The following is an 11432-nucleotide window of genomic DNA, read 5'->3' on the forward strand; positions in this document are numbered from 1 at the left end:
TCCTATGAAGCGAGGTGCAGGGTCTGGCGGAAGGCCCCCGGCGGCAAGGGGGTGAGGAAGCGGCTCTGCAGGCGGCCTTCGGGGTCGATCACGAAGAAGTCGAGGGAGTGGTTGAGCTCGTAACCCTGGCCGGACTTGCCGGGCGTCTTCTCGACCTGCACGCCGAAGGGGCGGATCACCGCCGCCATCCGGGCGCGATCGGGGCGCAGGCCCACGAAGGTCGGCGCGAAGTAGGGCACGTAGCCCGCGAGGACCTCGGGGGTGTCCCGCTCGGGGTCGAGGGTGACCAGGACGACCTGGACCCGCTCGGCATCCTTGCCGAGGGCCTTCATCTCCTTGGCCAGCTCGCTCAGGCCGGTGGGGCAGGCGTCAGGGCAGCCCGTGTAACCGAAGTAGACCACCAGCCACTTGCCGCGGTAGCTGGACCAGCTCGCGGGCTTGCCGTGATGATCGGTCATGGGCACGTCGGCGAGCGGCGCCGTGCCCCTGGGCGGCATCAGGACGAGCGCAGCGAGCAGCCCGATCGCCAGGGCGCAAAGCCCTCCGACAAGCCAGGTCCAGGGTCGCCGGATACCGCCCATCAACGTGCCTCCCCTTGCGCGTGCCGAATACCACCAGTCTACCGAGCATCCCCCCGTCCGTCGAGGCACCCGCCTGCGAACGACAAATCGCCCCAGGGATCCTTATGCATTCTTGCCTTCAGGTTAGAGAATCCCTGGTGCATTGTGATAGGACCCGGGGGCGGTGAAGCACCCCCGCTTCCTGGCTTCCTGGCTTCCTGTATCGAGTCCCGACATCGAGTCCCGACATCGAGTCCCGAGAAGAAGAGGAGGAGGATCCCGTGAAACACATCGGTCTGATCATCACCCCCCTGATGGCGCTGGCGCTCATGGGCGCCGGGGCGGCCAATGCCATCCCCAGTCAGCCCGGCACCATGACCCTTGCCGCCCAGAGCGTCAAGACGGAAAAGAAAACCGTCACCAAGACCACCAAGTCCCACAAGAAAGTGGCCCCCAAGGGGGGTGGCGGTGGCGAGATGAAGCGCGAGCATGAAAAGGCTCAAAAGCACATGGAGAAGAAGTCCGAGACGAAGACCGAAAAGAAGCCCATGAAGTAAGCCCGCAGCGGCATCAGATTGGCTGGCGAGGCGCAGTGGTCACTGCGCCTCGCCTCACGAACAAAGCCAGGCAGCCAGGAGTCCCAGCGCCAGGACCGGCGGGGTCAGCAGCAAGCCGTAGCGCAGGTACTCCCCCCAGCCGACCCTGAACCCCTTGGCCCCCAAGAGGCCCATCCACAAGAGGGTCGCGAGCGACCCGTAGGGGGTCAGCTTGGGCGCCACGTTCGCGCCGACCACGCTCGCGGCGATCGCCGCGGGGGTGGCTACCTCGGGCGCGTGCTGGAAGCTCAAAAGGCCGAGCAGCAAGGCAGGAAGGTTATTGAGGCCCGCCGCGAGGGCCGCGATGGATCCCCCCACGGCGAGCGGGCGCAGACCGGGGTCGACGGCGAGCCAGCCGGCCGCGAGCAGGGCCTGGCCGCCCGTTCGTGCGACCGCCTCGACCATGACGAACAGGCTCAGGGCGAAGACGGGGATGTCCCACGGTGTCAGGCGCGGCACGTCGATGAGCGCGAGCTGGCCCGAGGCCAGGCCCAGCGCGAGCAGGCCCAGGGCCACCGCCCCCACCACCCAGCACACCGGCCAGTGGAAGGCGTGGGCGAGCCCGAACCCGAGCCCGAGGGCCGCGAGCGCCGCCCAGCCGGCCGCGAACATGGGCCCGGCGGGCCGACGGGGCGCAGCGGCCTCGAGGGCGAGTCGCTCGGGGACCTGCGAACGGAACGCGAGCCAGCCGAAGCCCAGCGAGGCGAGGCCCAGGACCAGGCTGGGAACGGCCATCATGCGGGCATACTCTCCGAAGCCGATGCGGAAGTAGTCCGCCGCCATGATGTTGGTGAGGTTGCTCGTGACCAGGGGCGTGCTCGCCACGTCGATCAAGAAGCCCACCGGAAAGAGGTAGGCGTAGGCCTGCGCGCGGGTCGCCCCGCTTTTCAGCAGCAGCTCGGCGTAGATGGGCACCAGGATCAGCATGGCCCCGTCGTTGGCGAGCACCGCGGTGGTCGCCCAGGCGAGCAGCATCAGGCCCCACCAGGCGCGCCGGCCGTCGCCGCCGCTCGCCTGGGCGATTCGCCGGGCGCACCAGGCGAAGAACCCCGCGCGATCGAGCACCAGCGAGATCACCATGAGGCCGAGCAGGGTGAGGGTCGCATCCCAGACCAGCCCCCACACCGTCGCGATCGCGGACAGCGGAGCGAGCCCGCTCGCCATCAGGACGGCGGCCCCCGCCAAGGGCGGCGCCACCACCGGCAGGCGGAAGGGCCTGACGACGATCAAGAGGATGCAGAGCGCGAGCAGCGCCACTGAGAAGTAGTAAGCCATGGTCATTGGGGGTTAGAATTCTCTTGCTGTCATGAAAGGAGCAAACCTCGTGTCCGACGTCGTTATCTACCACAACCCGCGCTGCAGCAAGAGCCGCCAGGCCCTGGGCCTCATCGAGGAAGCGGGCGTCACCCCTTCGGTCGTGAAGTACCTCGACCACCCGCCGACCTTCGAGGAGCTCGACGGCCTGCTGCGCAAGCTCGGCATGGAGCCCCAGGCCCTGATGCGCACCGGCGAGGACCGGTACAAGGAGCTCGGGCTTTCGACCAGGCCCCTCTCGCGCGAGGAGGCGATCCGCTTGATGGTCGAGAACCCCATCCTCATCGAGCGGCCCATCGTCGTGAAGGGCGACAAGGCCGTGGTGGCCCGCCCGCCCGAGCGCGCGCAGGAGCTCTTGGGCTAACGCTTGGCCTCCTGGATCGCCCGGGTCTCGCCGACCACCTGCCTGAAGGCCTCGAAGCCCGGCTTGTGGCGGCCCCGGGCGGTCATCAGGCCGAAGGTCCCCTCGGTCGGGTAGAACGGCAGGGTGGGCGGGTCCATCAGCTCGTAGAAGACCCCGAACACGAAGCGATCCTTGAGCGGCGATCGCGCGATGGTGTTGAGCATGGCCCGGGTCGACTCGGCGGTCCAGCGCGCCTGGCGCTCTTCGCCGAAGGCGGTGAGGCAGCCCGTCTCGCAGACGGCGCCCTCCTTGCCGTAGCGCCGCATGACGTCCTCGACGTGGGCGAGGCCGGGCCAGGCGCTCCAGTCGTGGAGGTGCGAGTAGTTGCCCGGGTAGAAGTCATAGCCGACCACGTCGATGGCGCCGGAGGCCTCCTTCATGACCCCCTCTAGCGCGTCGTGCCAGGGGATCGAGAAGGTGTCGCACACGTTGATCACCGTCTTGACCTGCCAGCCGGGACGCCGGGCCTTGAAGCCCTCGATCGCCGCTCTGGCCTCGATGAAGACCCGCGCGTCGTGCTCCCTGGGGATCGGGTCCAGGATGGTGTTGAACTCGTTGCCGAGCTGCAGGTAGCTCACCCCCGGCCCCAGGGCGTCGACGGCGGCCTCCACGTAGACGCGGTAGCGCACGAAGAAGCCCTCGGGATCCCGCTTGAGCAGCTCCACCGCCCAGTCGGGGTAGCTGCCCAGGTTGACCTTGACCTTCATCCCGCGCGAAAGGCTCCCCTCCACCTGCTCGCGCAGGGCCGAGAGCCCCGCGGGGTCGATCGGGGCGTCCGAGGTGGGCTGCAGCTTGCTCCACGGCGCATCGAAGCGCAGCAGGCCCACGCCGAGCGCCTGGGCGGCGTCCAGCTGGGCGGCAGGGGCGATCGCCCCCTGGGCCTCGCTTGATGGGTGCCAGCTGATCCCCCAGGCGAAGTCCCGGGGGATCTCGGTCGAGAGGGCGGGGGGCGGCGGCCAGAAGGGGTGATAGGCGAGCGTGGCGATGAGCGCCAGGGGCGTGATGCCGAGCATCGCCCGTCGAGGCCATTTCGAACCGAACACAACCGTCCCTTTCCAAGTCGTGGCGCTGGATTGCAAGGCAATCATACGCCAAAAGGCACGAGAGTTTGAACTCTCGTGCCTCGTTCGACCGGAAGAAGAAGCTAGTCAGCGTAGGACTGGCGCAGGTCCTTGAGGTCCTTGAGCTCCTCGCGGGTGGCCTGGAGCTCGCCCTTGAGGGCGCGGATGCCGGCCTCGAGCTCGGCGATCTTGTTGGCGATCCCCACCGCGTCCTGCTGCTTGGCCTTGATGGCCTCGGCCAGGATCTCGTCGCGCAGGCCCTCCAGGTCGCCGATCTTGCGCTCCAGGGTGGCGATGTTCTTCTCGGTCTGGCCGATCTGGGCGTCGGTCTTGGCGATCTGGCCCTGGGTGCTCTTGATCTGGCCCTGGACCTTGGCCTGCTTGCCGAGCAGGCGCTCGATCTGCTGCTGGGTCAGGTTCAGCTCGCCGATCTTGGCGTCGCCCTTGGTCTCGAGGCGGGTGCGACGGACTTCGAGGAAGTGGCTCTCGAGGCCGTTGAGGGCCTGCTGGGTGTTGGTGTCGACCAGAGCGCCCTCGGTGCCGTGCAGGAGCTCCTCGGCGCGCCTGGCCTGCTGGGAGGCCGCCTCGCGCTTGGCCGCGGCGAGCTCGTCGTCCCCGCGGGCCTCGGCCGGAAGGGTCTTGAGGTACTGCTCGTAGTTCTTGGCGCCGTTGGCATCGTCGTACAGGACGCGGTGCTGCTGGGAGAGCTGGGCCTCCTTGGCGAGCAGGGCGTCCTGCTCGGTCTTGAGGTTGCCGATGCGGCCGTCCACCAGCTCGAGCTGGTTGCAGATGGCGTTGATCTCGGCCTGGAGCTGGGCCTTCTCCTTGGTGGCGCCCTTGATCTCGCCCTTGATCTCGTTGGCCTGCTGCACCTTCTCGGCGAGCACCTCCTTGAGCTCGGCGCGCTCGCGGTGCGCGTCCTTCAGCTCTTCCTGGTTGCGGCCGAGGGCCTTGTTGAGGGTGCCGATCTCCTTGTCGATGCGCAGCACCTGGTTCTTGATCGACGAGCCGGAGGCCGTGGTGGCGCCGGTCGAAGGTAGATTGAAGTTGACGCGATCGCCCGGCAGCGGCCGGGTCGAAGTGGGCTCCTGGGGAGCTTCCGGCTTGGGGCGCTGCGTGACGCCGCCCTGCAAGGAGGCCCAGTTGATGCTGTAGAGCTTGCCCTGCGAACCGTTCGCCTTGTCCATCGGAATCCCCTCCTGAACCCGCCGTCAGCTGGCGGCAATCTTGACTGACATGTCTATCGACGCCCGAGCGCAGATCTTGCGCGGTCCCCAAGACCCTGCCATGGTAGACTGTCAAGAATAAGACTATCCCTTCGCGCCCGCTCTTCCGGTGCGCCGCTTCAAAGGATCGACGATGGAACCCACCATGGAAGCCAACCCGAACGCGCATCGCCTCATCCGCGCCGCCCGCCGCCTGCCGAACGATCGCCCCCCGGTCTGGATCATGCGCCAGGCGGGCCGCTACATGGCCGAGTTCCGCGCCATCCGCGCCAAGGTGGACTTCCTGACCCTCTGCCGCACCCCGGACCTGGCCGCCGAGGTCACCATGCAGCCCATCGACAAGGTGGGCGTGGACGCGGCGATCATCTTCTCGGACATCCTCATCCCGCTCACCCCCATGGGCATGGACGTCCAGTTCGACGACAAGGGGCCTCACCTGCTCAACCCCCTGCGCACCATCGCCGACATCGAGCGGATGCGCGTGCCCGTCGCCGCCGAGGAGACCCCCTACACCGGCGAGGCCCTCAAGCTCACCAAGAAGGCGCTCGGCGGCAAGCTCCCCTTGATCGGCTTCGCCGGCGCTCCCTGGACGCTCGCGGCCTACATGGTCGAGGGCGGCGGCAGCAAGAACTACAGCCACATCAAGACCCTGATGTACCGCGAGCCCGCGGCCTTCCACCTCCTGATGGACAAGCTCGCCGACACCCTGATCGACTACCTGCGCTACCAGATGGAATCCGGCGCCGACATCGTCCAGATCTTCGAGAGCTGGGGCGGCTACCTCTCGCCCGAGGACTACCGCACCTTCGCCCTGCCCGCCACCAAGAAGATCATCGCGGGCATCCAGGACATGGGCAAGCCCGTCATCCTGTACATGAACGGCGCGGGCCACGTCCTCGAGGACCTGGCGAACTCCGGGGCCGACTGCGTCGGCATCGACTGGCGCGTGGACATCGGCCAGGCCTTCGACCGCATCGGCGATCGCGTCGCCATCCAGGGCAACATGGATCCCTGCCGCCTCTACGGCAGCCCCGAGACGATCCGCGCCGAGGTGCGCCGGATCGCCGAGGCGGTGGGCGATCGCCCCGGCCACATCTTCAACCTCGGCCACGGCATCCTGCCGGACGTGCCGGTCGAGCACGCCCAGGCCTTCGTCCAGGCCGTCAAGGAGCTCGCCGCCTCCCCGGTCGCCTGAGCCCTTCGATGACTCCCGCGACCCAGGCCGTCAAGGCCTACCTTCAGGATCTCCAGGCCGGCATCGTCGCGCACCTGGAGCGCATCGACGGGGGCTGCTTCCTGCGCGACGCGTGGGAGCGCCCCGCGGGCGGCGGCGGCCTCACCTGCCTGATCGAGGGCGGCGACGTCCTCGAGCGGGGCGGCGTCGCCTTCTCCCACGTCACGGGCACCCAGATGCCCCCCTCGGCCACGGCCCACCGGCCCGAGCTGGTGGGCGGCTCCTGGGAGGCCATGGGCGTCTCCTTGGTCCTGCACCCGCGCAACCCCTACGCGCCCACCGTCCACATGAACGTGCGGTTCTTCTCGGCCACCAAGCCGGGGCTGGATCCGGTCTGGTGGTTCGGCGGCGGCATGGACCTGACGCCCTACTACGGCTTCGAGGAGGACGCGCAGCACTTCCACCGGGAGTGCCGCGACGCCCTTGCGCCCTTCGGCGACGACTACCACCCGCGCTTCAAGACGTGGTGCGACGAGTACTTCTACCTCAAGCACCGCCAGGAGCCGCGCGGGATCGGCGGGATCTTCTTCGACGATCTCTCGGACCAGGACTTCGAGTTCAGCTTCGCGCTCATGCAAAGCGTGGGCGACCACTTCCTGGGGGCCTACGCGCCGATCCTGGACCGTCGCAAGGACACGCCGTACGGCGATCGCGAGCGAGACTTCCAGGCCTATCGCCGGGGCCGCTACGTCGAGTTCAACCTGGTCTGGGACCGGGGCACCCATTTCGGGCTCCAGTCGGGCGGCCGAACCGAATCGATCCTCATGTCCATGCCCCCCGTGGCGGCGTGGCGCTACGACTATCACCCCGAACCGGGCACTCCCGAAGCCAGGCTCTACACGGACTTTCTCATCAACAAGGATTGGATCTAGCCCATGTCCGCTTCCCTCTACCTCTGGATCAAGGCCCTTCACGTCATCGCCGTCATCGCCTGGATGGCCGCCATGCTCTACCTGCCCAGGCTCTATGTCTACCACGCCATGGAGACCGACCAGGCCGTCATGGACCGCTTCCAGGTCATGGAGCGCCGCCTGCTGCGCGCCATCATGAACCCGGCGATGATCGTGAGCCTGCTCGCGGGCCTCGCCATGATCTGGATGAACCCCGCCCTGCTCAAGATGCCCTGGTTCCACGTCAAGCTGACCATGCTGGTCGGCATGTTCGCCTGCCACGGCATCTACTCGGCTGCGCGCACCAAGCTCATCGCCAACCCGCGCTACAAGTCGGACAAGTACTTCCGGGTCCTCAACGAGGTCCCCACCCTCCTGATGATCGTCATCGTCATCATGGTGATCGTCCGCCCCTTCTAAGCCTGATCCCCCGCCCCCCGGTGGGGCGGGGTTGAGCGTCTAATAAAACTGTTCCATCAAGCCGCTTATAGCGGCCAAACTCGACACATGCCTGGTTTTATTAGATGCGAGGAGGGGTGGGGGGATAAAATCAAGTTCCTTTTCACATGGAATTGATTTAGTTTTAATTCTCTGTTGAGAATGTCCCGCCGCCATGGGGCCGACAACTCCGAGGTAACCCCACCTCGTTACCTCGGAGATCGCCATGGACGTCGCAAAGCTCGGCGCAACCCCCACCTTTCCGCAGCGCAAGGCGCCTCAGCCGAGCGCCGCGCCTGCGAGCGCCAGCGCCGCCACCATGCCGGCGGACAGCCTCACGCTTCAGCGCAAGGTCCTCGCCCTCGAGCTTCCGCCCCTCAAGGCCGGCCAGAAGTTCGAGATGGACGGTGAGGCGGACGGCACGTCGTTCGGCGGCACCGCCACGGTCAAGGCGCGCAGCGACAAGCAGCTCGAGATGACGCTCAACGCCAAGGTCCTCTTCTTCACCAAGAAGATCGACCTGAGCATCGAGACGCGTCCCGACGGCAGCGTCAAGGCGACGGCCATCGAGCCCGGCGAGGAGAAGCCCATGTTCTCGGGCGTCTTCAAGCTCCAGTCCCAGGAGGGCGGCAAGGCGATCCTCAAGGACGCCTCCGGCAAGCCGGGGACCCTCACCCAGCACCCCGACGGCGCCATCTCCATCCAGCTCGACACCATCAAGCTCGACCTGAAGGCCTGACAGGCCGCGCCCGTTTCGTTCGGCGTTCACCGGGAATAATGAACCGGCCCATCCCCGAGGGGGTGGGCCGGTTTCACGTTCGCTTGGAGAGGTCGATGAAGAAGTTACTCGCTGCCCTGGCCTTCACCGTCGGGCTTGGTTCCCTCCACCTTCCGGCCTTCGCCGCCACGAGCTTCGAGCCCGGGATCGAGTGGAAGACCCTCGAGAGCGATCACTTCCGGGTCAACTACCCGCCCGGCCTCGAGCAGCTCGGCCGCCGCGTCCTGGCCTACGCCGAGGACGCCCACAAGAAGGTCGCCCCGTACATGGGCGTCACGCCCTACGAGAAGACCGAGATCGTCTGCTTCGACACCTACGACGACACCAACGCCAACGCGAGCAACTACCCCCACAACCGGATCATGCTCAACCTGCACCCGCCCTCGCCCGACTCGGGCTTCGCCATGGGCCGGTACGACGACTGGATCCGGTACGTCATCCTCCACGAGTACACCCACATCATCCACAACAACGCGACGCCCTGGCATCTGGTGCAGCTCAACGCCATCCTGGGCCAGCTCTTCTTCAGCAACGTGCAGCTCCAGGGTATTCCGCGATCGCTGACGGCCTACATCCCGCAGCTCATGCTGGAGAGCCCGCGGTTCGTGACCGAGGGCTGGGCCGTCACCACCGAGTCCAAGTTCACCCCCGGCGGCCGCGCCAAGGAGGGCGACCTGGACATGCGCCTGCGCATGGCGACCCTCGAAGGCAAGCTCTACGGCATCGACCAGGTCAACGGCTCCTACGAGCTGGAGTGGCCCACGGGCGGCAACGAGTACGACTACGGCACCGCCTTCTTCCAGTACCTGATCGAGGCCTACGGCGAGGACAAGCCCCCCGCGATCCTGCGCGCGCTCGGCAGGTCCCCCTTGCTCGGCATCGACTTCGCCGTCGGCCAGGTCATCCCGGGCAAGAACGGGACCACCCTCTGGAACGAGACGATGGCCTGGCTCAAGCGCCGCACCGCGCGCCAGGTCGCGCAGATCAAGGAGCAGCCCCTCACCGAGGCCCGCGCCCTGACCGCCGGCGGTCGTCACCACCATCATCCCCGCTGGCTGTCGGACGGCTCGGTCACCGTCACCGAGTCGTACAAGGGCAAGAGCTCGGCGCTGGTAAAGGTCGCCACGGGCGAGCAGCCCGGCATCACCCGCCTCTTCGGAAAGGCCGCGATCGGCGATGCGGTCCCCACCAGCGATGGCCGCTTCATCTACTACGCCACCCAGGGCGAGGATCGGTACGCGAGCTACTCGGACCTCTACCGCTTCGACGCCGCGAGCCGCCAGGTCAAGCAGCTCACCACCAACCGCCGCGCCGCGGAACCCGCCGTCTCGCCGGACGGCACGAAGCTCGTCGCCGTCGTGACCGCCGAGGGCAGCAACTACCTGGTGCTCTTCGACGGCGAGGGTCGTGAGCTCAAGCGCCTCACCTCGCCGACCCCGGAGGTCACCTACGCCAACCCCTCGTTTTCGCCCGACGGCACGCGGCTGGTCGCCTCGCGCTGGAAGAACGGCCGCTACAACCTGGTCGAGCTGAACGTCGAGACCCTCGCCGTCAAGGAGCTGACCTCGGGGGACGCCCTCGACTTCTACCCGGCCTACACGGCCGACGGCAAGTACCTGACCTTCACCTCGGACCGCAGCGGCGTCTTCAACCTCTACGCCCTGCGCCTGTCGGACGGCACGCTCAGACGCCTCACCAACGTGGTGGGCGGCGCCTTCGACGGCCGGGTCTCGCCGGACGGCAAGCAGCTCGCGTTCATCGACTACGGTGCGAGCGGCTACGACCTCAAGGTCATGCCCTTTGCCCCCGAGAGGGGGATCGCGACGGCCATGGGCGACGCGGTCACCAGCGACTTCGAGGGCCGCTTCGTCTCGCGCGTGACCGAGAAGGCCACGCCGGTCGAGATGGACTTCGCCCTCTCGGCCACCCCCAGGCCCTACAGCCCGTGGCCGACGCTCGCTCCCAACACTTACCTGCCCTTTGCGGCCGTCAGCCAGTTCGGCGCCCAGGCGGGCTTCGCCACCCATGGGCGCGACGTGCTCTACCAGCACTTCTACTACCTGTACGGCGGCGGCTATGTCAGCGGGCTGCCGGCGCTCACCGGCCACCCCTACCTGGGCTTCACCTACCAGAACGACCAGTGGCTGCCCTCGCTGTCCATCGAGTACAGCAAGGGCCCCTCGCCTAGCCTGTACGGGGTGGTGGGCAACTCGCCGGTCTACCTCTGGCAGGACCAGCAGGCCCTGAACCTCCAGGCGCGCCTGCCCGGCATCCCCACCCCGCTCATCGGGTCCAACTGGGTGACGGGCGACAGCGTCGTGATGGGGCTGCGCACCGTCCACAACCAGGACTACATGCTCAGCGACGCGGCCCTGAGCCAGTTCAGCGAGATCCCGGCCGGCACCCCCATCCCGGCCTCGCCCATCGTGCAGAACGGCGGGCTCTCGAACAGCGTCTACGCCATGTACCAGAAGGCGAACAACTTCCGCCGGACCTACAGCGTGAGCCCCGAGGGGGGCTCCATCTCGACGCTCGGCGCCGAGGTCGGCCTGCCGGTGCTCGGGGGCTCGACCAACTACCAGCGGGTGTGGGGGGACTACCGCCAGTACATCTCGCTGCCTTGGACCCACCACGTGCTCGCGGTGCGCGGCCTGACGGGCCTCAACTTCGGCCAGAACGGCGGCCAGTTCACGGTCGGCGGGTGGGATGGGAGCAACCGGATCCTCAACCAGATGGACCTGACAGCGGCGACCGACGTCTTCACCAGCCGGGTGGGGCTCAGGGGCTACGACGCGGTGCTCGCCAACACGGGGAACCAGATCGGCGTCATCAGCGCCGAGTACCGCTTCCCAATCGCCGAGGTCAACCGCGGGCTGTGGACCCTGCCCTTCTACCTGGACCGGGTCTACGGGGCGGTGGGCTACGAGGCAGC

General features: G+C 67.6%; 11 protein-coding genes. 7 read left to right on the forward strand and 4 right to left on the reverse strand.

The features are described 5' to 3' along the window. Window positions 1–2: 2 nt before the first annotated feature. Window positions 3–581: an SCO family protein gene (locus V6D00_12890; protein HEY9900070.1), complete on the reverse strand. Its 579-nt coding sequence runs from the start codon at window positions 579–581 to the stop codon at window positions 3–5. A 260-nt stretch (window positions 582–841) separates the two neighbouring features. Here V6D00_12890 and V6D00_12895 point away from each other — a divergent pair, with 260 nt between their 5' ends. Next, the gene (locus V6D00_12895) at window positions 842–1117 is read left to right on the forward strand and encodes a hypothetical protein (GenBank protein ID HEY9900071.1); all 276 of its coding nucleotides are present in this window, start codon (window positions 842–844) and stop codon (window positions 1115–1117) included. 54 nt (window positions 1118–1171) lie between these two features. Here V6D00_12895 and V6D00_12900 read toward each other — a convergent pair whose 3' ends face one another. Beyond that, window positions 1172–2431, reverse strand: a complete 1260-nt coding sequence (locus tag V6D00_12900; protein HEY9900072.1) for an ArsB/NhaD family transporter — start codon at window positions 2429–2431, stop codon at window positions 1172–1174. Between the two features lie 49 nt (window positions 2432–2480). Here V6D00_12900 and arsC point away from each other — a divergent pair, with 49 nt between their 5' ends. After that, window positions 2481–2834, forward strand: a complete 354-nt coding sequence (gene arsC / locus V6D00_12905) for an arsenate reductase (glutaredoxin) (protein ID HEY9900073.1) — start codon at window positions 2481–2483, stop codon at window positions 2832–2834. On the opposite strand, the gene V6D00_12910 is transcribed toward arsC, so the two are convergent. Continuing rightward, window positions 2831–3886 (reverse strand): hypothetical protein, encoded by a 1056-nt coding sequence (locus V6D00_12910; protein HEY9900074.1) that lies wholly within the window; start codon window positions 3884–3886, stop codon window positions 2831–2833. The genes arsC and V6D00_12910 overlap by 4 nt on opposite strands. A 131-nt stretch (window positions 3887–4017) precedes the next feature. After that, entirely contained in the window at window positions 4018–5121 is a 1104-nt protein-coding gene (locus V6D00_12915; GenBank protein HEY9900075.1) for a hypothetical protein, read from the reverse strand. 172 nt (window positions 5122–5293) lie between these two features. Here V6D00_12915 and hemE point away from each other — a divergent pair, with 172 nt between their 5' ends. From hemE to V6D00_12940, 5 genes are all read left to right on the forward strand, one after another. Continuing rightward, on the forward strand, window positions 5294–6355 hold the full coding sequence (gene hemE, locus V6D00_12920; protein HEY9900076.1) for a uroporphyrinogen decarboxylase: 1062 nt from the start codon (window positions 5294–5296) through the stop codon (window positions 6353–6355). An 8-nt stretch (window positions 6356–6363) separates the two neighbouring features. After that, window positions 6364–7266, forward strand: coding sequence for an oxygen-dependent coproporphyrinogen oxidase (gene hemF, locus V6D00_12925; protein ID HEY9900077.1), 903 nt, complete (start codon window positions 6364–6366; stop codon window positions 7264–7266). A gap of 3 nt (window positions 7267–7269) precedes the next feature. After that, on the forward strand, window positions 7270–7704 hold the full coding sequence (hemJ, locus tag V6D00_12930) for a protoporphyrinogen oxidase HemJ (protein HEY9900078.1): 435 nt from the start codon (window positions 7270–7272) through the stop codon (window positions 7702–7704). A 244-nt stretch (window positions 7705–7948) separates the two neighbouring features. Beyond that, a complete protein-coding gene (locus V6D00_12935) occupies window positions 7949–8461 on the forward strand; it encodes a hypothetical protein (GenBank protein HEY9900079.1) in 513 nt (170 codons plus the stop codon). Between the two features lie 95 nt (window positions 8462–8556). Next, window positions 8557–11432, forward strand: a 2876-nt coding sequence (locus V6D00_12940; protein ID HEY9900080.1) for a hypothetical protein, incomplete at its 3' end; no start/stop codon positions are given.

The organism is Pantanalinema sp. (genome assembly GCA_036704125.1).
Lineage (GTDB): Bacteria > Cyanobacteriota > Sericytochromatia > S15B-MN24 > UBA4093 > JAGIBK01.

Bases quoted from the DNA above. Each gene is read 5' to 3' on its own strand.
- V6D00_12890 (HEY9900070.1), bottom strand. From the start codon at position 581: ATGGGCGGTATCCGGCGACCCTGGACCTGGCTTGTCGGAGGGCTTTGC.
- V6D00_12900 (HEY9900072.1), bottom strand. From the start codon at position 2,431: ATGGCTTACTACTTCTCAGTGGCGCTGCTCGCGCTCTGCATCCTCTTG.
- V6D00_12910 (HEY9900074.1), bottom strand. From the start codon at position 3,886: ATGCTCGGCATCACGCCCCTGGCGCTCATCGCCACGCTCGCCTATCAC.
- V6D00_12915 (HEY9900075.1), bottom strand. From the start codon at position 5,121: ATGGACAAGGCGAACGGTTCGCAGGGCAAGCTCTACAGCATCAACTGG.
- hemE (HEY9900076.1), top strand. From the start codon at position 5,294: ATGGAACCCACCATGGAAGCCAACCCGAACGCGCATCGCCTCATCCGC.
- hemF (HEY9900077.1), top strand. From the start codon at position 6,364: ATGACTCCCGCGACCCAGGCCGTCAAGGCCTACCTTCAGGATCTCCAG.
- hemJ (HEY9900078.1), top strand. From the start codon at position 7,270: ATGTCCGCTTCCCTCTACCTCTGGATCAAGGCCCTTCACGTCATCGCC.
- V6D00_12935 (HEY9900079.1), top strand. From the start codon at position 7,949: ATGGACGTCGCAAAGCTCGGCGCAACCCCCACCTTTCCGCAGCGCAAG.